Annotated in this window: 18 protein-coding genes; 8 read left to right on the top strand and 10 right to left on the bottom strand. The window is 62.7% G+C overall.

Annotation, left to right across the window (positions count from 1 at the left end):
- Positions 1-70: 70 nt before the first annotated feature.
- The 3 genes from ACOYYX_RS29820 to ACOYYX_RS29810 form a co-directional block, all read right to left on the bottom strand.
- Positions 71-1837, bottom strand: a complete 1767-nt coding sequence (locus ACOYYX_RS29820; protein ID WP_422926345.1) for a GTPase — start codon at positions 1835-1837, stop codon at positions 71-73.
- Positions 1834-3681, bottom strand: a complete 1848-nt coding sequence (locus tag ACOYYX_RS29815) for a hypothetical protein (protein ID WP_422926344.1) — start codon at positions 3679-3681, stop codon at positions 1834-1836. Before ACOYYX_RS29815 ends, ACOYYX_RS29820 begins: the two co-directional genes overlap by 4 nt.
- Positions 3682-3849: 168 nt before the next feature.
- Positions 3850-5544, bottom strand: a complete 1695-nt coding sequence (locus tag ACOYYX_RS29810) for a M2 family metallopeptidase (protein ID WP_422926343.1) — start codon at positions 5542-5544, stop codon at positions 3850-3852.
- 252 nt (positions 5545-5796) lie between these two features.
- Between ACOYYX_RS29810 and ACOYYX_RS29805 the strand changes: the two genes are divergently transcribed.
- Positions 5797-6567 carry an HAD-IIA family hydrolase gene (locus ACOYYX_RS29805; protein WP_422926342.1) on the top strand — a complete coding sequence of 257 codons (771 nt, stop codon included), beginning with the start codon at positions 5797-5799 and terminating at the stop codon, positions 6565-6567.
- Positions 6568-6692: 125 nt separating this feature from the next.
- On the opposite strand, the gene msrB is transcribed toward ACOYYX_RS29805, so the two are convergent.
- The 3 genes from msrB to ACOYYX_RS29790 all read right to left on the bottom strand — a co-directional run bounded on the left by msrB (position 6693) and on the right by ACOYYX_RS29790 (position 8555).
- Complete coding sequence (gene msrB, locus ACOYYX_RS29800; protein ID WP_422926341.1) at positions 6693-7343, bottom strand: peptide-methionine (R)-S-oxide reductase MsrB; 651 nt, start codon at positions 7341-7343, stop codon at positions 6693-6695.
- A gap of 286 nt (positions 7344-7629) precedes the next feature.
- Complete coding sequence (locus tag ACOYYX_RS29795) at positions 7630-8034, bottom strand: GatB/YqeY domain-containing protein (RefSeq protein WP_422926340.1); 405 nt, start codon at positions 8032-8034, stop codon at positions 7630-7632.
- Between the two features lie 107 nt (positions 8035-8141).
- On the bottom strand, positions 8142-8555 hold the full coding sequence (locus ACOYYX_RS29790; RefSeq protein ID WP_422926339.1) for a secondary thiamine-phosphate synthase enzyme YjbQ: 414 nt from the start codon (positions 8553-8555) through the stop codon (positions 8142-8144).
- 331 nt (positions 8556-8886) lie between these two features.
- Between ACOYYX_RS29790 and fae the strand changes: the two genes are divergently transcribed.
- On the top strand, positions 8887-9435 hold the full coding sequence (gene fae, locus ACOYYX_RS29785) for a formaldehyde-activating enzyme (RefSeq protein ID WP_422926338.1): 549 nt from the start codon (positions 8887-8889) through the stop codon (positions 9433-9435).
- Between the two features lie 63 nt (positions 9436-9498).
- Here the strand turns inward: fae and glgA are convergent, their stop codons facing one another.
- From glgA to ACOYYX_RS29770, 3 genes are all read right to left on the bottom strand, one after another.
- Positions 9499-10719, bottom strand: coding sequence for a glycogen synthase (gene glgA, locus ACOYYX_RS29780; protein WP_422926337.1), 1221 nt, complete (start codon positions 10717-10719; stop codon positions 9499-9501).
- A gap of 141 nt (positions 10720-10860) precedes the next feature.
- The gene (locus ACOYYX_RS29775) at positions 10861-12096 is read right to left on the bottom strand and encodes a hypothetical protein (protein ID WP_422926336.1); all 1236 of its coding nucleotides are present in this window, start codon (positions 12094-12096) and stop codon (positions 10861-10863) included.
- A gap of 129 nt (positions 12097-12225) precedes the next feature.
- Positions 12226-13176, bottom strand: coding sequence for a DUF2167 domain-containing protein (locus ACOYYX_RS29770; protein ID WP_422926335.1), 951 nt, complete (start codon positions 13174-13176; stop codon positions 12226-12228).
- A gap of 366 nt (positions 13177-13542) precedes the next feature.
- Here ACOYYX_RS29770 and ACOYYX_RS29765 point away from each other — a divergent pair, with 366 nt between their 5' ends.
- The gene (locus tag ACOYYX_RS29765) at positions 13543-13923 is read left to right on the top strand and encodes a nucleotide pyrophosphohydrolase (protein ID WP_422926334.1); all 381 of its coding nucleotides are present in this window, start codon (positions 13543-13545) and stop codon (positions 13921-13923) included.
- A 110-nt stretch (positions 13924-14033) separates the two neighbouring features.
- Here the strand turns inward: ACOYYX_RS29765 and ACOYYX_RS29760 are convergent, their stop codons facing one another.
- Positions 14034-14351 (bottom strand): hypothetical protein, encoded by a 318-nt coding sequence (locus tag ACOYYX_RS29760; RefSeq protein ID WP_422926333.1) that lies wholly within the window; start codon positions 14349-14351, stop codon positions 14034-14036.
- 555 nt (positions 14352-14906) lie between these two features.
- Between ACOYYX_RS29760 and ACOYYX_RS29755 the strand changes: the two genes are divergently transcribed.
- The 5 genes from ACOYYX_RS29755 (at position 14907) to ACOYYX_RS29735 (ending at position 21908) form a co-directional block, all read left to right on the top strand.
- Positions 14907-17231 carry a phosphoketolase family protein gene (locus ACOYYX_RS29755; protein ID WP_422931677.1) on the top strand — a complete coding sequence of 775 codons (2325 nt, stop codon included), beginning with the start codon at positions 14907-14909 and terminating at the stop codon, positions 17229-17231.
- Positions 17232-17510: 279 nt separating this feature from the next.
- A complete protein-coding gene (locus ACOYYX_RS29750; protein WP_422926332.1) occupies positions 17511-18251 on the top strand; it encodes a (Fe-S)-binding protein in 741 nt (246 codons plus the stop codon).
- Positions 18248-19684 carry a LutB/LldF family L-lactate oxidation iron-sulfur protein gene (locus ACOYYX_RS29745; protein ID WP_422926331.1) on the top strand — a complete coding sequence of 479 codons (1437 nt, stop codon included), beginning with the start codon at positions 18248-18250 and terminating at the stop codon, positions 19682-19684. Before ACOYYX_RS29750 ends, ACOYYX_RS29745 begins: the two co-directional genes overlap by 4 nt.
- Positions 19681-20337 carry a LutC/YkgG family protein gene (locus tag ACOYYX_RS29740; protein WP_422926330.1) on the top strand — a complete coding sequence of 219 codons (657 nt, stop codon included), beginning with the start codon at positions 19681-19683 and terminating at the stop codon, positions 20335-20337. The genes ACOYYX_RS29745 and ACOYYX_RS29740 overlap by 4 nt, the downstream gene beginning before the upstream one ends.
- 182 nt (positions 20338-20519) lie before the next feature.
- Entirely contained in the window at positions 20520-21908 is a 1389-nt protein-coding gene (locus ACOYYX_RS29735; RefSeq protein WP_422926329.1) for a DUF1501 domain-containing protein, read from the top strand.
- Positions 21909-22194 lie beyond the last annotated feature (286 nt).

The following is a 22194-nucleotide window of genomic DNA, read 5'->3' as shown; positions in this document are numbered from 1 at the left end:
TTCCTAGTCGCCGCTCGACTTTCGGAACCGTTGCGAACGGAAGCAAAACGCAACTCATGCCAGATGAGTGTCAGGCCCGTGCCGGGGCGGCCAGGTTTCTCGGGGGGCCCTCAGGCTGTCCGCCCAACGTCCTGCCATCCGTGTTCAAAGCGGCCTCCTCGATGACGGCGATCGACTGTCGAAGGTCGACGATGTCGGCCTGCAATTCGTCGCGATAGTCGGTGATCCAACCCGTGATGGTCTTCCTGATAACCTGATTCACGGCCTTGGGGCCGATTGAGGGGCCGATCCAGCGGGATCCGCCGGGCAGCAAGATCCCCACGACCCCTTGCAGGGCGAGGAAGAACAGGACGCACATCGCCACCAGGTGCCAGAGCAGCGCGAGTCCGGAGTAATTCCCCGCGAAGAGGTCACGCGTCATCACGATCAGGCCTACCAGGACCAGGCCGGCCGGGACGACGCCCCCCAAGCTGCTCACCGCCCAGATGATTCCGCCGCCTTGATGGGAGTGCTGCGTCGTCGATACGTCGAAGTCGACCTCGATCTGATTCGCGATCTCGGCAACGGTCTTGGATCCATCGATCTGAGACGTGATCTGTCGCCAGCGCTCGATGGGCAAGTTCTGGTTGTAGAGCCGGCTCTGGACGCGATGGGCCTCGTTATGCAGCATCTCGGATACGACGGGCGAGGCCGTCTTGGTGAGGATGCGTTCGATCCCATGGTTTGAGTCGGATGACTCATTCCTCATCGTCTTCCGGAGCAGTCGAGCCAGCCCGAAACTCACGAAATCCGCCAGGGCCAGCCAGGCCCGGAACGGTCCCCAGAACCGTTGATGCCCCTGGATCGTCGCAAGGGGAGCGAGTTCGGCCTCGACCGTCTGGAGGATCTCGGCCAGGTTCGCGGAGATCTCGTTCGAAATCTTGATCGCCCGGGTCTCGGCCTCCTTGCCGAGTTGCTCAAGGTGGGTGAGGACCGACTCCGGGGCGATCTTCTCGACTTCGGCCCGGAGGTGAGAGATCACCGCCTGTCGTTGCGTACGAAGGATCTTGGCGATCTCGCTCCCGTGCAGTTCGTGCTCGATGAACGAGCGAAGCGCGGGCATCTCGTCGATCTCAGCATGCGACTCGGGCAGGGCACCGTCCGCGCCGGGGACATGGGCCCTCGAGGAGACCCGGAAGATGCGAATATCCGGCAGGCCGAGCGCCCTGAAGTTCTCGACCACATCCCTGGAGATCGAGTCCAGCTCTTCGGCCGATCCGATCCGATCCGACTTGTTCAGGACGGCCGCACAGGCGCTGAACTCGGTCTCCTGCCGCAGGACCGACCAGGTTCGTTCTTCGAGATGCCGCTCGGGGCTGAAGACGTAGAGGACGAGGCCCGAGCGCCGGAGCAGAGCCTTGGTCGTCGTGCGATGCTGGACGACGAAGCTGTCGAGGTCGGGGGCGTCGACCAGCATCTTGTGCCGGAGCTCGGCGCGGTTGTGCGAGACGAAGTTGGCCTCGGTGGAGAGCTCATCGGTGAGGGTGCCGAGCGAGTCTTCTTGATGGTGGTAGACGTTGATATGTTTCGTCGTCGGCCGGATCTCGCTGGCCTCGGCGATTACCTTGCCCGCGAGGGCATTGATGAGCGTACTCTTTCCGGCCCCGGTCCCGCCCGCGAGAGCGACCGTGAGGACGGGCTCGCTGGGGCCGAGGAGTTGGCCATAGGCTCGATCCAGGGCCTTCTGGAGCTCGGCCCGATCTTCCTCGGAGAGGCTGAGGGCCCTGGGCTCCTGGAACCTCTTGGTGAAGCGCTCGAAGGCGGCGGCGAGCTTGCGTCGCGTCTTCTCGTCGGTCACGCGTCCCTCCCTCCTGCGACTCGGAGCGCCTCGGTTTTCACGAGGGTGAAATCCGCGAGCGCCACCTCCAGCTCCTTCGCACTGACGGCGACGTCGAAGAGCTTCTTGAGCGGGTCGGCCAGGCTCTTGGAGACGAGATCCTCGACGGCGCGATACTGGTCGGCGACCAGGTCGGTCCGGAGCGTCTCGAGATAACGCCCTAGTCCCCACTCCAGCAAGTTATGCCAGAGCCCCGCAACAACGGGGCCGAGCACAGCGTCGGACCAGCTCAAACCGGCCGTCTTGACAGCCACGGCGACGGAAGCCGTACCGGCGAGCAGGTTCGCCCCTCTGAGGGTTTGCAGCCGGGCGGGATCTTCCTTCAGCTTGTTGTAGAGGTTCTCAGCCCGGCGACGAACTTCCTGCTCGAACGCCTGGCGATACTCCAGGAAGTCGCGCTGGAAGATGTCGTACAAACGCTTGCTGAAGATCGGCTCGCCGAGCTTCTGGGCGACGAGCCCCCAGGAGCCGTGCGACCCTTTGCCCGCTCGAGCCTGGGCCTCGGACGTCAGCCGCAGGAGCAGGGAACCGATCGCCGAGCGGAGGACCTCCTCCTCGGGGATCGTCGTCGCGCTCGACGTGGGCAGCTTCATCAGTTTGCGGAAACCATGCTTCACGAGCTTCAAGGGCACGCGGACCACATGGCCGGCCGTCTCCACCACTACGCCGACGACCGGCACCCTGAGCAACTCGACGAGGTGAACCAGCGTCCGGTTGAACTCGGCGTAATTGACCCCTTCGAGGTAGTCTCGCCGGTAAGGTTCCAGGACTCGCTCGGTCGTGACCTTTTCAACCACCTTGGACCATTCCGCCGCGGCCCCGGCCTCTTCGATCAGGGGTTGGAGCATCCCTTCCAACCGTTTGCCGATGAACTGGACCGAGTTGCGAAGTGCCTGGCGTTTAAGCTCACGCCCCCGAGCGACCTCCCGGCCGATTGTGTCGCGGACCGAGTTCGTCTGGGACATCCCTAGGAGCGACTTGAGCCGCTCGGCGGGTGACGTGCCCCGAACCTCGCGGAGTTGGAGTGGGGGAGCTTTCTGGTGGCCCTGATCCTTGATCGTCTGAGCGATGTTGTCGATCAGCGAGGAGTTTTCCGGGACCTTGTTCGCCACCACGACGACAGGGATGCCGGCATCGGCCAGCATCCGCAGGAGCAAATTGCCCCGGTCGTCGGCGTAGGCCTCGTCCGTGGTAGTCATCACCACGAGGTCGGCCAGCCCGATTAGATCGATCACGGCGGAAAGATAGCTCTGGGCCGCCTCCGTCGAGAAATCGGGGCCGTCCCAGACGATGGCGGATTGAGAGAAGACCGGGGCCAACTCGTCGGCGGCGATGCGAGCAGGGTCGATGACCGCCAGGGCAGGGATATATCCGTTGCGCCGGAGGTCGTCGTCCTCCTGGCGGGGCGGATGCTCGTTGTAGAAACGCCGGTAGGCTCGGAATCGGGAGTCGAACGTATTTAGCCACTCGTCGCCGAGTGAGACCGGACGATAGGCCTCGGGGTGCTGGCTCAACCGGGCTCGGACCCCCATGCCCGCGGCGTCGCGACCGAGCAAGACGTTCAACAGCGTGGATTTGCCCGTGTTCGTCGCGCCCATCAGGACGGCATGGACCGGGTCCTTATCGAGCCATCCCGGCGTGAGGGCGGGACGTACCCGCATGCTCAGGAGCGCAACGGCGAACGGCACGAGGGGGGTCTGGATCGTATCTTCGGCTTCAGGCCGGCCCGCAAGCTGTAAGTTCTGGGCGCGTTCGAAGATCCGAACGAGTCGGTCACAGGCCGCGATGGGATCATTCCCGCTCATCTGCTTCCTCGAGCCGACGGGCCCGGGAGGAAGCCCCTTCCTCCCGGATGACGCGTGGATGTTACCCGAAGGGGGCATCCCTGCCATCAGTAGTTCGCGTGACTCCCTCCATTATGAAAAGGAGGCGGGGCTTTATGACCCAGACGCTACACAAGGCGGGCGGAAGGATCAATCCTTGAGGTCCTTGGCGAACGCCTTGGGATTGAGCCGCTCGCCTGTGGCGTGCTCGGTGAGCTTGTCCCAGCTCAGGGTCCGGCCCGGGGCGAAGACCCTTTCCTTCATGAACCGGCCGACCGCCTCCTTGCCGACGTAGTTGGCCTTGCTGGGTGCGACCCCGTCGAGCACCTCGCGTGCGATCGTGTGGTGGACCTGGGCCGCGAACAGTTCCCCCATCATATAATTATGATAGTAGGCCGGTGCCGTGACGATGTGGATCTTGCTCGCGTAGTCCGGTGCGCTCCGATTGTCGGGTCGCTTGAGCCCCTGATATGACTCGACCAGGGTCCACCAGAGGTCGTTCAGGTCCTGATCAGGGTTGGCGTACAGTTCCTTCTCGAACCGGAGCATGACCTGGCACCACCTCGAGAAGATCAGGAGCTTGTTGCGCCTCATGAGAGTGCCGGCCTCGTCGTAGGCCTTGGGGTCGTCCAGCTTCACCCCCATCGAGGTCAGCCAGTCGGCGTCCTTCGAGAACCGCTCGAACATCATCGCCACGCCTTCGGTGGAGAGGATGTGAGACTCGGTGCGGAGGACGTAGGGCACGCTCTGGGGGATGTTCTTGCTGCTGTAGACCGAGTGCCCCAGCTCGTGCAGCATCGTCCCCATCCAGTATTCGTTGGGGACGATGTTCGCGAGGACCCGGACGTCTCCCTTCCGGTCGATGTCCGTGCAAAAGGCGTGCGGACTCTTGCCTGGCTTCTCGTACAGGTCGCTGCGGGCGATCACGTCGTCGATGGGTAGGCCGATCCCCGCGTAGAATTCGCGGCAGAGCTTGAGGATATCCGCCTGGGTGTAGGCTGAGTCGAGGTCGGTCTTGTAGACGGCCGGCGGCTCCTGGAAGAACGGATCCTGGTAGTGCCAGGGACGCAGGTCGACCACCTTGATGCCGAGGCCATCGGCCAACCTCTCATCGATCTCGGCCTTGGCCTTCGAGAAGGGGAGCCGGGTCATCAGATCCAACTCGTTGAAGAGCGCGAGGACTTCCGCCTGCGACTGCTCGTTGAGGTTGAGCTGAAGGTGGTGGAAATCGGCGTAGTCTAGAGCGTGGGCCGCTTCGTTGCGGAGCTTGACCAGGGCCTTGAGATCCGCCTCGACGGCTGCGCCGACCTTCTTGCTCGCTTCCCAGACGGCCTGCCGCTGCTTCGAATCCTTCGACTCCTTGAGGATCTTCCGCACCTCGCTATCGGTGAGGGACTTGCCGTCGACCTGGGCTCGGTAGGCGTTGAAAGCCTTCTCGACCGCATTCGCCTTGGCGGTGATCTTCCTCAGGAGTTCGGGATCGACCTGCTTCTCGAGGTACTGGAGGTAGAGGACCTCGATCTGGCGCTCAATCAGACGGTCTTCGAACGTCGCTTCCTTGAGGCTCTTCAACTCGGCGAATCGAGATTTGTCGGAAAGTGCCGCGTCGAGTTTGTTCTGGGCGTCCTCCTTGGCCTGGAAGTCCTCGTCCTTGCCGCTGATGTTGGCGTTCCACCAGGCGAGGGCCGCGGTGTGCTCGAGCGGCTGGATCCTGGCGACATGCTCCTCGATGAATTTCTTAGCTTTGGCCTCATCCCACTCGGCGCCCGATGCGTTAGAGGAGGCTGAGAGTCCGAGTCCGGCCATGAGTGTCACCGTGAGTAAGCTGATCCAGTGTCGTGCCACGTTCCAACGCCTCCCGGTTTACGAACTCGCGGGCCAAGGCCGCAGATCATTCCATGAAACTGGCTATGATGCTAATGCCTTCAACAGTTCGCAACCAGGGGGACACTCGCCGCGACCGGCCCGACCTACCGTCCGTACGACGACAGGGTCGTCGAAGCGAACGAAGTGACCTGATACAATCCCGGTTTAAGACGTGGTGCGGCTCTCGTCGCATCGCGGCGAACTCGTGCGACCGTCGAGGGAATACCTACGATGCCGACCAGCTACATCGTGGACATGGATGGAGTGATCTACCACGGGAATCGACTGATCCCCGGGGCTCAGGATTTTCTCGGTCGGCTCCAGAGCGGCCAGCATCCGTTCCTCTTCCTGACGAACAACAGCCAGTGGACCCCGCGCGACCTCCGCTACAAGCTCGAGCAGATGGGGATCTCGGTGGAGGAGTCGGCCTTCCACACCTCGGCGCTCGCCACGGCCGATTTCCTCAAGCAGCAGAAGCCGAATGGCACCGCCTACGTGATTGGCGGCGCGGGCCTGACGCACGCCCTCTACAGCGTCGGGTACACGCTGACGGAGCACAACCCCGACTACGTCGTCGTGGGTGACACCCGAAGCTATGACTTCGAGAAGATCGAGCGAGCCATCCGCCTCGTCCAGGGTGGTGCCCGGTTCATCGCCACGAACCTGGACCTGACCGGCCCTTCGGAGCAGGGGATTCAGCCGGCCTGCGGGGCGCTCGTGGCTCCGATCGAGTTGGCAACGGGCCGAAAACCGTACTTCATCGGCAAGCCGAACCCGTTGATGATGAAGACGGCCCTCCGGAAGATCGGGGCCCACTCGTCCGAATCCTTCATGGTCGGCGACCGGATGGATACCGACGTCCTCGCCGGCACCGAGGCCGGGATGCGCACAATTCTGGTCCTCTCGGGTGTCAGCACGCGAGAGACGATCGAGACCTTCCCGTATCGCCCCACCTACGTCTTCGAGGACGTGCAGCACATCCCCGTCGACACCCTCGCCTGAGCTGGAAGCGAAAGGCAACCGCTCGTGACGATCCCCAACGGGTGTCAAGAGACTGAGTGTTCAGCCCAAGTGGTCACCCGCCGACGCTTTGCGTCGGCGGTTCTGTTTCCAGGAACCGGCTGAAATCAAGGGGTGGCTGGTTCCTCAGCGTCCTTCTTCGGAGCCTCGTCATCCTCGGTTCTCGACTTGGGCTCAGCACTCGGCTTGCCCTTGGTCTTTGCCTTGGCCTTGCTCTTGGCTTTCGCGGCGTCTTTCTTCGAGGTCGTGGCTGAGTTCGTATCCTTGACGAACTTCAAGGAGAGCGAGTTGATGCAGTAACGAAGTCCCGTGGGAGGAGGGCCGTCCGTGAAGACGTGGCCGAGATGCGCCCCGCACCTGCTGCACATGACCTCGACGCGCTCTTCTTCGGTTTTGTAATCCATCTCCGTTGCGAGGGCGGAGGCATCGACCGGCTTGTAGAAGCTCGGCCAGCCGGTGCCCGACTCGAACTTCGTCCTCGAGTTGAAGAGGTCGGCGTCGCAGCAAACGCAGTGGTATATACCCTTGGCGTGGTTGTTCACATATTTGCCGGAGAAGGCGGGTTCCGTCGCCTTCTGTCGCGTGACCATGAACTGGCCACGGGTCAGGATCTTCGCCCATTCCTCATCGGTCTTCTCAACCTTTTTGTTCTTTGCATCCGCCTTCGACTCCTTCGACTCCTGTTGAGCCGGCAAGATGGGCGTGATCGCGAATACCGATAAGGCGACGACGAGACTGCACAAGATACGCATATTCATGCTGTGGATGCCTCACCGCAAAGAACGATGACGGACCAGGAACCCCATCGACCTCGGGGAAACCGCACGGATCGGGACAACGCCACATCCACAGAATTATAGGATGTCGTCCCGCAATTTCCTGATTGACGGCCGCCCGAACCGGCAGGAGCTCGCCGGGAGCGGACGAAGGGGGATGGAGAGAGCATCGAACGGGATAGGCATACCAGATCTGCCTCGGGTCGTGAAGACCCGAGGCGCGGGGAGACGAACCCGATAAGGCTGTGTTCGGCGAAGTGGACGGAGTTCAAGCCGTGCCGCGGATCGACGCGACGGCGGTCTTGACGTCTTGCGAGTCGACCGGTTTGCCGGCGAGGGCCTTCATGGCGACACCCATCGCCATGCCGTCCTTCGGGGCGGCCTTGATGGCGTCGGCCACCGAGGCGAGCTCGGCGACGACCTGCTCCGCGGTGAGGGTGGCCGGAACCCACTCCTCGAGCAGGGCGATTTCTTCGGCCGTGAACGTGGTCGAGCCCGACTTGGCTTCCTTGAGGACGCCTCGCATCTTGCCGATGGATTCGGTCTCGGACAACTCGGTGCCGTCGCCCTTGGTCAGGCCCGCGATCCAGTAGCGAAGGAACTGCGTCCGGACCGCGTCCTTGGCCTTCATCGACTCGGTCAACTTCGCCCGCATTTTCTGCACGATGCTCATAATTCACCTTTTCTTCGCGGTCGAAAGCCACGCACGAACATGCATTCGACCCGGCTCTTAGTAGACAATAGACGGCCAACTTGCGTTCGCCCGCCAGGCCAATTCGCTCAGGAAAGGACGGTCACGGTCACGCGACGTCGATGCGGATCCATGCGATGCTCCCAGAGATAGACCCCTTGCCAGGTGCCGAGGTCGCACTGGCCCCGTTTGATCGGGAGTGAGAGGGAGTTCTGCGTCAGGATCGATCGCACGTGCGCGGGCATGTCGTCGGGGCCCTCTGCCGTGTGACGGAAGTCGGGAGAGCCATCGGGGACGAGCTTCGCGAAGAACGTTTCCAGGTCCCGGCGCACGCTGGGGTCGGCGTTCTCGCAGAGGATCAACGAGGCGCTCGTGTGGTGCAGGAAGACGACGCAGAGGCCATCCTCCACGCCCGCGGCGCGTACCGCTCCCTGGATTTCATCCGTGATTTCGAACGTGCCGCGCCCCGATGTCGAGATGGCGAACTGGCTGGAACGCACCATACGTCTCGTCTCATTCAATGGTGGAGGGAGGCCCTGACACGAACCGCCCGAGCATTTCAACGGCCCAGCCGGTGAACTGACTCCAATGGCCTCACCCCCAACAGCATACCGAGAGGCGATCCGATCGCGAACGGAGACGCGTCCGACATTCGAGACCGCCAAGGTTGGCGCCTGCTCGCGTTCCGTGAATAATCGCGTCTCGATGCAACTCGATCGTGTTCCGGGGCTCTGAGGTGAACCCGGGAGCCCGAATCACTTAACGTATCGACATGATTATGCCCGTCGGCGATTCAAGGCGGTGGGCTGCATCCTATCCGTGGGAGTCTGACGCATGAGCGAACGAATCGTCCTGAGGACCGGCGAGGCCCTCGTCGAAGGGGATGAAGACTACCTGTGCGCCGAGCCGGAGATCGTCATCGGAGAGCTCGACGGCCCCGTCGGCAACGCCCTGGCGAACCTGATCGGCGACCAGGTGAAGGGGCACTCCCGCGTCTTCGCGATCCTGAACAGCGACGTCCAGGTCCGCCCCGCTACCGTCATGGTGAGCAAGGTCACGGTCAAGAGCACGACCTACACGAACATCCTGATGGGCACCGTGCAGGCGGCGATCGCCAACGGCGTGCTCGACGCCGTCCGTGAAGGGATCATCCCCAAGGAGAAGGCGAACGATCTGGGGATTATCTACTCGGTCTGGCTCGATCCCTCGGTGCTCAAAGTCGAGAAGGTCGACCACGCCGCGCTCTTCGCCGTCCATCGCGAGGCGACGACCAAGGTCATCCGCAAGGCCCTGAACAACGAGCCGACCATCGACTGGCTGCTCGAGAACCAGGACGAGGTGGAACACTTCTTCCACCGCCAGGGTCTTGAAGGCAACCTCTAAAAACGGCAAGGGCCGCGAGCTGCCGGAAGGCGGCTCGCGGCCCTCGTTATAGCTTCGTCCGGCTCAAGCCTGGATCAGATCCCAGTAAAAGTCGGTCGTCCACCGCGCAATGCTCGTCCAGCTGAAGAAATGCTCGACTCGCTCGCGGGATCTCGCCCCCATCTTCGCCAGGCGATCGGGGTCGTTGAGGAGCGTGTTGACCGCGTTGGCCAGATCCAGGGCAAACTGCTCTGGGTCTTTCGGCTCGAATTCCACCTCGCCGATGGGCTCGAACGGTACGAGCAAGCCCGTCTTCTCGGAGACGACGACTTCCTTGATGCCTCCGACCGCCGACGCCACGACTGGCGTCCCGCACGCCATCGCCTCGAGATTGATGATCCCGAAAGGCTCATAGACCGACGGGCAAACGAAGAGGCTGGCGTGGGTGTAGAGGCGGATGATGTCATCCTTGGGGACGATGTGCGGGATCCAGATGATCGGATTGGACGTCTCCGCCCGCGCCCGCTCGACCCGCTCCGCCATCTCACGACCGATCTCTGGCGTGTCGGGGGCCCCGGCGCACAGGACAACCTGGACGCCCGGCCGGATGTGCTTGATGGCATTGACCAGGTGGATAATCCCCTTCTGGCGCGTGATCCTCCCCACAAATAGGACAAACGGCCGGTCCGGGTCAATCTGGTACCGTCGGACCAGATCGGGGTCGAACGTCGGCTTGTACTGACCGAGATCGATCCCGTTGTGGATGACCCGGATCTTCTCGTAGGGGACACCGTAGAGGGAATGGACGTCGTGCTTCATCGCCTCGGAGACGGCGATCACTCCGTCGGCATTCTCGTAAGCCGTCTTCTCGACCCAGGAGCTGGCGTGATAGGCCGAGCCGAGTTGCTCCACCTTCCAGGGCCGATGCGGCTCAAGCGAGTGAGTCGTCAGGACGAGCCTTGCGCCGGTCAGTTGTTTGACCAGGCAGCCGGCAAGGTGGGTGTACCACGTATGGCAGTGCACGACATCCACGTCGGTGAGCGAGCCCGCCATGATGAGGTCGCGGAGCATGGTATCGAAGAACTTCTCATGCCGACGGTCCTGAGTCGGGATCTTCGTATCCGACCTGGTCCCCCTGACCGTCAGATTTCCTTGCTGGAAAGTCTGATCACCGAAGCAAAGGACCTCGATCGAGTGCTGTCCCTGCTCGACACGAGTCAGTTCCTGGGTCAGGTACTCTACGTGCACTCCCGCTCCACCATAGATGTTGGGCGGGTACTCGTTCGTCAGGATCGCAATCCGCATCCAGGACCTCTTTCGATCGGAACATCGCCTCGAGCCGGCGCGGAACGCCGACGAGCCTGCTTCGCCCGGCCTCCACGACTCGAGAGGACTGCGGGCGGGTTCAACCTGAAAAGACAAGGATACGACCCAAATCGAGACGGTTCAAACTTGCCCCGGATCGAGCGACCCGGGAGCCGACGTGCTTGAGGCCGTGGAGACCTCGCCATCGAACGAGATGAGCCCGAGCCCCTCGCAACTCGTGCAGGTGCCCGAAGTCACCTCGTATTGGTCGTGACAGCGAGGGCAATACGACCGCGATGCCGACTCCCGCTCGGGAGCGGTCAGCATCCTTTCCGGATCGTACCCCGAACGCTGGGCGAGCCGAAAGAAGGCTTCGGCTAATCGTTCCCGAAACCAGGCCTCGGTTTCCAGGTGGGCAGGTGTGTCGTCGGGGCAGGATGGGGGGAGGGGGTGTAAGGCGTCCCGAAGCAGATCGCCGGCCAGGTTTCGCGCCATGTCCTCGTTGCAAACGGCCACGGCGATGGCCAGAGGATGAAAGTTCAGCAGCGCATGTCGGGGCAAATGGCTCCAGGCCCGCATCGCCGCCACCGGCGACAATGCCATGGTCAGAACCTGCTTGCGTCGATGAAGTCGATCATCCGGCTCGATGGACCGGGCGACCCTCGCGAAGGAGAAGACGTTGAAGATCCAGAGGAAGAAGAAGGAGAGGAGGAATGCGACGAGGAGCCGCGTCGACGACGGGTGGAGTCGGAATTCGTAATAGCCAAAGGGAGCCAGGACAAAAACCAGGACAAAGAGCAGGAACGACGTCGTCTTCAACGTGCTGGACTTGCTGTCGATCTCCGCGACTCGGTCCTTCACGGCTTTCTCGTCGGTCATGACGTCGAGGAAAGCCTCGATTTCGCTTCCCCTCGTCTCCGGCGAAACGTGGGCGATGCGCCGAAGATTCTCGGCGATGAACCTGGCATGAGAGTGTGAAGCCGCCGAGACGAAGGTCTTGTTGTTGATCTCGACCTCATCGCCCCTGGCTTCAATCGTGTCGACTTCCACGAACGGCACATACCGAGCGGGTTGATCCTGGCGTCCCCCGGGCGAGAGGCTCGCGGCCGAGAAGGAATAGAGGCCCGTCGGCGAGATCGAGACCGGCCAACTTCTGGCCAGGAACGAGCGTCCACTCGGCAAGAGTTCGAGGAAGATCGGCCCCGCCAGGTCGTTGCCCGTAAGCAGGGCCGACCGTATGATCCGGCAAGCCCCCCCCGCGACCGAGACGAACCAGGCACTCCCCCCCCGGAACCAGCCGAACGCCTCCGAGACATAGAATGCAGCGAGCACGAGAAGGATCACCTCGACGTCGGTCAGACCTTCTAACCCCATCATCGTCCTCGGCTCGTACCTGGGGAGGAATCGAAAACGTCCGATCGCGGACGCTGAGAATAACCGAAGGCGGACGATCAGTCGCCCGCCTTCGCGTCGTCAACACGGGTTGACTGGGAGGCTCCGCCTCGATCAACCGTTCGAGCTCTTCCGCGTCCGGAAGACGATGGCGATCAGCGCGGCGATGCCGCCGATGACCAGCTTGGCCGACTTGGCGAGGAATACGCCCAGCTTGGCAAGGAGCCCTGTCTTGACGGCCACCGCCGCGGCGCCGCCCGTGATCAGGGCGGTGAGCCCGTAGGCGGCGACCTTATCGCCCGAACGGAACTCGGCATATTTCAGGCCGGACTTGTACTCGAGCCCCGCCAGAAGGTCCTTCACGATCGGCATGGCGGCCTCGATGTCTGACGGATTGCCGACGAGATTGGCGTTGATCACGCCATGACGGCCAAGTATCCGGGTACTGTGGTTCACTGTGCGGGAGCCGGCCGCCTCGAAAGTCGTCGCCCAGACCAGGTTGTGCGAGGTCGGGTCATACGAGGGGGGGTACTGCCATCGGATGTTCTTGATCTCGTCCCAACCCCGGCTGCGACGCATCTCGTTCGATGCTTCGGTCCCCGCGCGAATGCTGCTGATGATGGCGTCAGCGTCAATCTTGTCCTTTTCGTCATCCTTGACGTAACCCGTGTCGTTGTAATCAAAAACGATGAACCAATCATTGTTCGAGGCGGGCATGAGCACACCCAGGATAGAATCGCTGGGGGGGTTCTGGTTCAATTCTTCCCACTTGCGGGCTCCATCCCGTCCGGTGAAACGAAAGCCTTCGGGCAGCTTGAGCTCGGCGTGCTGGCCAAGCTCGGCAGTCCCGGGGCCGTCCTGCCATTTAATGGACAGGTAGAGCTGCCGGGCGCGTTCCTGCTCGGGCGTGAGGACCATCTTCTTCTCGGGCTCGCCCTCGGACTTCCCGACGTCGTCCTGGGCCAGGGCGGGGGCGCCCAGCCCGAGTAAGACGGCGGCGAACGCCGCCCAGACTTTCAGCTCTTTAAATGAAGCGACCCGACCTAATCGAGCGGACGTGAACATGAACCCTTTTCCTTTCAAATAAGAGAGCATGACTGCGCATCCCCAAAGCGAAGGAACTGCCGATGCAGACATGATATCCATGTGAATCAGGTTGGAGGTTGAGCCTCTCTTTGAGGCGGCAAACCGAGGTTGTCGGGACACCACGGTGGGGGTCCGTCGCCAGGGAGAACGTCCCGAGAGGAGAAATCTTCCCGGGAAATTTGCAGAGTCGCCTAGAATTTCGGTCGTGGCCGAGAGCATTCGTGCGCGATTCTCGAAAGCGCCCTCGGATGGTTCGGCATTGCCTCCCTGCTTGGTCGAGGATTTCTCCAATTCCCAGCAAGCAGGACGTGGTCACGACGGACTTATTTGAAGGCGGAATTTAGGATGGATCGAGAGACGACCGTCGAAGAGATGAAAGAATGGCTCCGCATATTCTCGAGAGAACGAGACTGGGAGCAGTTCCACCACCCCAAAGACCTCGGCGTGGCATTAGCCTGCGAGGTCGGAGAACTTCTCGAGCATTTTCGCTATCGGAAGGACGAGGAGATCCGGGAAAAGCTCGAGGATCCCCAGGTGCATCGCGAGGTGTCTCATGAGCTCGCCGACTGCCTCTGGCTGATCCTCCGGCTGGGCGACGTCTGCGGCGTCGACCTCTCGTCGGCACTGCATGAGAAACTTGCGTTAGCTGCGCTCAAGTATCCCATCGACAAATCATACGGCCGTGCCGATAAATACACAACCTATCAAGTCAAGAAGAACGACTGATCTGCAGCCGTCCCCATCAGGCGCAACGAAACGGCCGAGTCGCCGAGGGGTAACATCCCCCACGGCGACTCGGCCTTTCTCGTTCTTGTCGGAGCCGTCCCGGGCTGCGATTACCGTGTGAACTGCACCAGGGCCAGGATCAAGGCGATGGTGTTGAACACGATGCCGGCGAGGGCGAAGTGCCAGACCGCAGACCGGCTCTTCTGGGCGATCAGCAGCGCCAGGCCCGCCGCGGCCAACCCCATCAAGGGAGGGGCGACCGAGAGGTGCATCGGGTGAAGCGCGCTCGCCTCGCTCTTGGACGAGACGAGCAGGACGAAGCCAAAGGCCCAGCCCAGCGAGATCATCACGCCCCAGAGGACCGACACCTGGCCCAGGAAAAGGGCGACGCCCCACGCAGTCCTGTCAATCAACCGTTCCATACGCATCGGCGACCTCCTCGTTGTGATCCGAGGCGGCAAAGGGTCTCGACTCTCTAGCGAAGGGGTATTCGTCACAGGGCCCCGACTATTTCAATTTCGCGGATCCCGCTCGCGTCGCGGTCGTCCTGCATTCGTCGAGGGTTGGACGTCCTATTCCCTTCGGGGGCCGACCCGGTCGAGAATCTTCGGCCCTTCGATTCACACGTTTCGTCTTCAGATATCTTGATCTTCCGACACCATTCAATACGCCGTCGCAACCAATTTGGTTCATACCCGCGGATGCGACGGCTCGCGAAACCAGGCCGCGGCCAGGCCGCCTCAATTCCTGGACACGATATATCGCGGGCCGGTTCGCATGGGGGCTTCTCCTCCAGAAACAGAAAGTTCTGCTTAATTCGGCGGTCGGGATGATAAACTTCGGCCTCACCGAACATCGGACCTGGCCGGCCGGCCGTTTGGCAGAGCCGGCTTGATTCGCCAAATCTTCGAGCAGCGAAAGGGAGTGACGTGGCGACCGCAACCAAAGATGCCGTCGTGTTGTCCGAGGATGAGCTGAGGAAGATGGACGCCTACTGGCGTGCCGCCAACTATCTCTCCGTCGGGCAGATCTACCTCTTCGACAACCCGCTGCTCCGCGAACCCCTCAGGATCGAGCACGTCAAGCCCCGGCTGCTCGGCCACTGGGGGACGACCCCAGGACTGAATTTCATCTATGTTCATCTCAATCGATTGATCAAAAAGCTCGACCTCGACATGATCTACATCGCCGGCCCCGGCCACGGCGGGCCGGGCCTGGTCGCGAACACCTATCTCGAGGGGTCGTACAGCGAGCTATACCCTTCCATCTCGCAGGACGAGCCGGGGATGAAGCGACTCTTCACCCAGTTCTCGTTCCCGGGCGGAATCCCCAGCCACGTCGCCCCCGAAACGCCCGGATCCATCCATGAAGGGGGAGAACTTGGATACTCGCTCTCGCACGCCTTCGGTGCCGTTTTCGACAATCCCGACCTGATCGTCACGGCGGTGGTCGGCGACGGCGAGGCCGAGACCGGTCCCCTCGCCACGAGCTGGCACTCGAACAAGTTCCTCAACCCCGTCCACGACGGCGCCGTCCTGCCGATCCTCCACCTCAACGGCTTCAAGATCGCCGGGCCGACCGTCCTGGCCCGGATCAGTCACGAAGAGCTCGAGGCCCTCTTCCGGGGCTACGGCTACACGCCGTACTTCGTCGAAGGGGACGACCCGGCCCAGATGCACCAGAAGATGGCCGCCACGCTCGACACCATCATCGCCGAGATCAAGCAGATCCAGAACGAGGCACGAACCAAGGGGAGCACGGAGCGTCCTCGCTGGCCGATGATTGTCCTCCGCACGCCTAAGGGCTGGACCGGGCCCGACGTCGTCGACGGCGTCCAGGTCGAGGGCACCTTCCGCGCCCACCAAGTCCCGCTCTCGGAAATGGCCGAGAAGCCCGGCCACGTGAAGCTGCTCGAAGACTGGATGAAGAGCTACCAACCCGAGGAGCTCTTCGACGAGTCGGGCAAACTCAAAGGCGAACTCGCCGAGCTGGCCCCTGTCGGCGAGCGTCGGATGGGAGCCAACCCGCACGCTAACGGCGGGCTCCTGCTCAAGTCGTTGCGGATGCCCGACTTCCGCGACTATGCGTTGGACGTCCCCAAGCCGGGGGCCGTCGATGGCGAGGCGACTCGGGTCCAGGGCAAGTTCATCCGCGACGTGCTCAAACAGAACGCGGACACCCGAAACTTCCGGATCTTCAGCCCCGACGAGACCAACTCCAATCGCTGGAACCCAGTCTTCGAGGTCACGAACCGCGTCTCGACCGCCGAGATCCTCCCGAGCGACGACCACGTTGCGCGAGATGGGCGGGTCATGGAGATGCTCAGCGAGCACCAGTGCCAGGGGTGGCTCGAAGGCTACCTCCTGACAGGTCGGCACGGGTTCTTCTCGTGCTACGAGGCGTTCATCCACATCATCGACTCGATGTTCAACCAGCACGCCAAATGGCTGAACACGACCCGCAGGATCCCCTGGCGTCGTCCGATCGCCTCGCTCAACTACCTGCTGACTTCGCACGTCTGGCGACAAGATCACAACGGATTCAGCCACCAGGATCCAGGATTCATCGACCACGTGATCAACAAGAAAGCCGACGTGATCAGGGTCTATCTCCCGCCCGATGCGAACTGCCTCCTCTCGGTCACCGACCACTGCCTGCGAAGCATGGACTACGTCAACGTCATCGTCGCGGGCAAGCAGCCGGCCCCACAGTGGCTGACGATGGACGAGGCCATCAAGCACTGCACCGCCGGCATCGGGATCTGGGAGTGGGCGAGCACGGATAAGGGCTTCGAGCCCGACATCGTGCTGGCCTGCGCGGGCGACGTGCCGACGCTGGAGACACTCGCCGCCGTGAGCCTCGTGCGGAAGGAGCTTCCCGACCTGAAGGTCAGGGTCATCAACGTCGTCGACCTGATGCGGCTCCAGCCCAAGAGCGAGCATCCCCACGGCCTGAGCGACTACGACTTCGACGTCCTCTTCACCAAGGACAAGCCGATCGTCTTCGCCTATCACGGCTATCCCTGGCTGATCCACCGGCTCACGTACCGGCGGACAAATCACAGGAATCTGCACGTACGGGGCTACAAGGAAGAAGGGACGACCACCACGCCGTTCGATATGACGGTGCTCAACGAACTCGACCGCTTCCACCTCGTGGCGGACATCATCGACCGCGTCCCCAACCTCGGCTCGAAGGCCGCGTATTTCAAACAGGCGATCCGCGACAAGCTGATCGACCACAAGCAGTACATCCGCAAGTACGGCGAGGATATGCCGGAAATCCGCGACTGGAAGTGGGGCGACTGAGCCACTCCGACATTCGCCCCGGGCGGGGATCCGTAAACACCACGATCCCCGCCTCATCCCCCCTCCCAATCCTCCGAAACCACCGTTCCCACCGTCAAAATCTCCCCGTTTGGGACAAATTAATGCGATGAAGCGGATCGGAAAGGACCTCGATGATGCCCGGGGGTCCGATTTCGATTATGATCCTGGGGTACGTTCGCCTCTCTCCTTTACGATCCCCGTACGGGCGGACGCTCCCGAGACGAGGCCGGGGTCTACTGACGCGGAGCCGAGCCAGCAATGTTGGTCTCATTGTTCGTGACTTGTTTTAACGACACGATCTTCCCGCAGACCGGCCAGGCGGTCGTGAAACTCCTGGAGCGGCTCGGCCACACCGTCGACTTCCCGATGGAGCAGACCTGCTGCGGCCAGATGCACTTCAACACGGGCTATCAGCGAGAGGCAATCCCACTGATCCGTCGCTTCGTCGAGGTCTTCAAGGACAAGGAAGTCGTCGTCTCCCCCTCGGCCTCGTGCGTCGGCATGATCCGGGACATGTACCCCCACGCGGCCGAACTCGCCGGGGACAAGGAGCTCGCGAAGGCCGTGCAGGAGATCACCCCCAAGGTCTACGAGCTCTCGGAGTTCCTGACGCAGAAGTTGGGGCTGGAAGATGTCGGCGCCTACTACCCGCACCGCGTGACCTATCACCCCACCTGCCACTCGCTCCGGATGCTCAAGGTTGGCGACGCCCCCCTCAAGCTCCTGAAGGCAGTCCGCGGGATCGACCTCGTCGAGCTTCCTCGCTCGCTGGAGTGCTGCGGGTTCGGCGGGACGTTCGCCGTCAAGAATGCCGATACGTCGATGGCCATGCTCGGCGACAAGGTCCGCTGCGTCCTGGATACGCGGGCGGAATTCTGCTCGGCCGCCGATAACTCGTGCCTCATGCACATCGGCGGGGCCCTCCACCGACAGCGGGCGGGCGTCGGCACGATCCACCTCGCCGAGATCCTCGCATCGACGGAAGAAGGTCCCCTATGAGCTACGAGCCGATCCCCACCAAGCCCGCCGTCCGATTCGAGGACTCGGCGAAGGTCGCGCTTGCCAATACGCAGCTCCGCCGCAACATGGGCAAGGCCACCCAGACGATCCGAGGCAAGCGGGCCTCGGTCGTCGACGAGATGCCCGACTGGCAGGAGCTCCGCGAGGCAGGGCGGGCCATCAAGGAACGGACCCTCCGCCACATCGGCACGTATCTCGAGCAGCTCGAGGCCTCGGTCAAGCGGGCAGGGGGCCACGTCCACTGGGCGCGTGACGCCTCCGAGGCGAACAAGATCATCACCGGCATCGCCCTGGCCCATGAGGCCCGCGAGGTCGTGAAGATCAAGTCGCTCACCACCGATGAGATCTCGCTCAACGAATCCCTCCACGCCCACGGCATCGAGCCGATCGAGACCGACCTTGCCGAGCTGATCATCCAGCTCGCGGGCGAGCGGTCGTCCCACATCCTCGTGCCGGCGATCCACAAGAACCGCTCCGAGATCCGCGAGCTGTTCATGAAGCAGCTCGGGGCACAGTCGCTGACGGATGAGCCGAAGGCGCTCGCCGGCGTCGCCCGCGCCCACCTGCGACAGAAGTTCCTCCAAGCCAAGGTCGCGGTCAGCGGCGCGAACTTCGCCGTCGCCGAGAGCGGGACCGTCTGCATCGTCGAGTCGGAGGGGAACGGCCGGATGTGCCTGACCCTGCCCAAAGTCCTCGTCTCGGTCATGGGACTCGAGAAGATGATCCCGACCTGGCAGGACTTCGAGGTCTTCATGCAGCTCCTGCCTCGCTCCTCAACGGGCGAACGCATGAACCCGTACACATCCTTCTGGACCGGCGTGACCCCGGGCGACGGGCCTAGCGAGTTCCACCTCGTCCTGCTCGACAACGGCCGGACCCGAGTGCTATCGGATTCGATGGGCCGGCAGACACTGAACTGCATCCGCTGCAGCGCCTGCCTCAACATCTGCCCGGTCTACGAACGGACCGGCGGCCATGCGTACAACTCGGTGTACCCCGGTCCGATCGGTGCCATCCTGACACCGATGCTGGCGGGCGTCGAGAATGCCCCTTCATTGCCTTATGCGTCGTCGCTTTGCGGGGCTTGCTACGAGGTCTGCCCGGTCAAAATCAACATCCCCGAGGTCCTGGTCCACCTGCGCGGAGAGGTCGTCCGCAACAAGCAGGACAACAAGGGACTTGGGGACTGGCCCGATCCCGAGGGGTTGGCCATGAAGTTCCTCGCGCACACCTTCGCCGACCCTTCCCGATTCGAGCGATTCCAGAAGCTCGGGCGATTCGGTCAGCGGTTCCTCATGCGAGGCGGCTACATCGATCACCTTCCCGGCCCGCTCAAGGGTTGGACGACGACGCGAGACGTCTACCCCGTGGCCAAGCAGACATTCCGCGAATGGTGGAGGACCCGTTCATGAGCGACGCGAAGTCCGAGATCCTGTCGCGAGTCCGGAGCGCGCTCAAGGACGTCCCGGCAACCGAGACCCCGGCCGACGTCACCGTCAGCCGCGATTATCGCCTCAAGAGCGACCTCGATCGCCAGACCCTGATCGACCAGTTCATTGAAAGGGTCGAGGATTACCGAGCGGTCGTCCATCGGGTCACTCCAGAAGGTCTGAGCGAGGCCATCGAGTCGGCCTGCGCTCGCAAGGGAGTCAAGCGGCTCTTGATCCCCGCCGACCTGCCGCAAGGTTGGATCCCGAAGAACGTCGAGACGGTCCAAGACCAACAACTGACTTACGAGCAGATCGACACGACCGATGGTGTCCTGACGGGCTCGGCTATCGGCGTCGCCCAGACCGGGACAATCATGCTCGACGGCGGACCGGGGCAAGGTCGACGGGCCATCAGCCTGATCCCCGACTACCACCTCTGCGTCGTGCTCGAGGACGACGTAGTCGGTCTCATCCCCGAGGCGATCACCCGGCTCCGAGACGTGGCGCAGGCTCCCGGACGACCCATCACCTGGATTTCAGGCCCCTCGGCCACGTCCGATATCGAGCTGAATCGCGTAGAAGGAGTACACGGGCCGCGGACCCTCGAAGTCTTGGTCGTCGGCCCGGCTCGTTGAAACCGTCTTGAAGTCGGGGGATTTCGATGGGCTGGGGTTTTTGAAAGAAAAGAGGTGTACCTACCGGTCGGGAGAATGAGTGGACGCCAGGGCGGCGTTGGGTTAGATTACCCTTGTTGATCGAAAGTTTAACATTGCAGCGTTCTGTAGTAGCGCTGCGCTCCAATGAAGGAGCAGATCGGATGAGTCATACCGGATGCCAGGGCTTCCGCGCGGCGCGATTCACACGCCGAGGGGTCTTGAAGCTGGGCGCCTTGTCCATGACGGGGTTGTCGCTACCTGAGCTGTTGCGAGGTCGCACGGCTCAGGCCGCAACGGGTGGTAAGGGCGGGTTCGGACGGGCCAAGTCCTGCATATTGATCTTCCAGTGGGGCGGACCGAGCCAGCTCGATACGTGGGATCCGAAGCCGGATGCTCCGGCGGAGATCCGGGGTGAGTTCGGCACGATCGCCACCAAGATCCCCGGAGTTCGGATCAGCGAGCACTTCCCCAAGCTTGCCGCACAGACGCATCGTCTGGCCATCATCCGCTCGATGACCCACGACGACCCCGCGCACCTCTCGACGGCGCACCGGCTCCTGACGGGTCACCTGGCCCCGACCCCCTATTCTGATGCCGCGGGCCCGTCCCCCCACGACTGGCCCTCCCTGGGATCGCTGATCGCCCGCTGCCGACCGACCGAAGGTGCGATCCCCGCGGCCGTCACCATGCCCTGGACGGTCGCACATCCCGCGGCGCCCGGCGGCAAGGCTCCCGGCCAGCACGGCGGTTGGCTCGGAAAGGGGTTTGACCCCTTCAAGGTCGAGGGCGACCCCAACGCGACCGGCTTCGTGGTCGGAGGCCTCGACCTGCCGCCGGGGATGACCCAGGACCGGCTCAAGATTCGCCGAGCCCTGTTGAACGAGATGGGGGACGACTTCGGCCTCTCAGGCGTCGGGCCCAAGGCCTGGAGTGGCTTCCAGGGGAAGGCGCTCGACGCCCTCGCCTCAACGACGACCCGACAGGCCTTCGACATCGAGCAAGAGACCCCGCAGACCCGCGACCGCTACGGCCGACACATCCACGGACAATGCCTCTTGCTGGCTCGGCGGCTCGTCGAGGCTGGCGTCGGGCTGATCACGGTGAACTGGCACGACGACGGGCAGAACTTCTGGGATACGCACGGCGACAACTTCAATCATCTCAAGAACCGGCTCATGCCCCCGGCCGATCAGGGGTTTGCCGCGCTCCTCGACGACCTCGCCGATCGCGGCCTCCTCGACGACACGCTGGTCGTCTGGGCTGGCGAATTCGGCCGGAATCCGAAGATCACCAGGGAGAACGCCGGGCGCGAGCACTGGCCTCGCTGCTATTCGGCCGTGATGGCGGGGGGCGGAGTCCAGGGCGGAGTTGTCCACGGGGCGTCGGACCGTTGGGCGGCCTACCCGGCACGCGACCCGGTCAGCCCCGATGACCTCGGAGCCACGATCCTGCACTCCCTCGGCGTCGATCCGGAGATGGAAATCTTCGATCCGGTTGGCCGGCCGCTCCGCATCAATTCGGGCGATCCTCTCCGCTCGCTCTTCGCTTGAGCCAAGTCGGACGTAACGCGTCATGACATCTCTGTGTCAATGACACTTTCGTCCTCAAATGTGCTGGATATCAGGATTTATCGCGGCATTCCTCCCGTGCCAGATCTTGAAATCAAGGCAGGAAATCTCGACCCCAATTGCTACGGATTCAACCTCCCCGGTTGGATCCGTTTTCTTTAGGACTCCGTTCCGAAAAGAAAAGTTGGGTACGATCTATGGCGTGCAGGCGATTGTAGCTATATTGTTGAACAACCCGCGAACAGATATCCTACACCGAATGATGCCT

Source organism: Singulisphaera chitinilytica (genome assembly GCF_049331405.1).
Taxonomy (GTDB): Bacteria; Planctomycetota; Planctomycetia; order Isosphaerales; family Isosphaeraceae; genus PoT.
The sequence above is the reverse complement of the archived record's forward strand: the minus strand, read 5'-3'. Positions and strand labels throughout refer to the sequence as shown.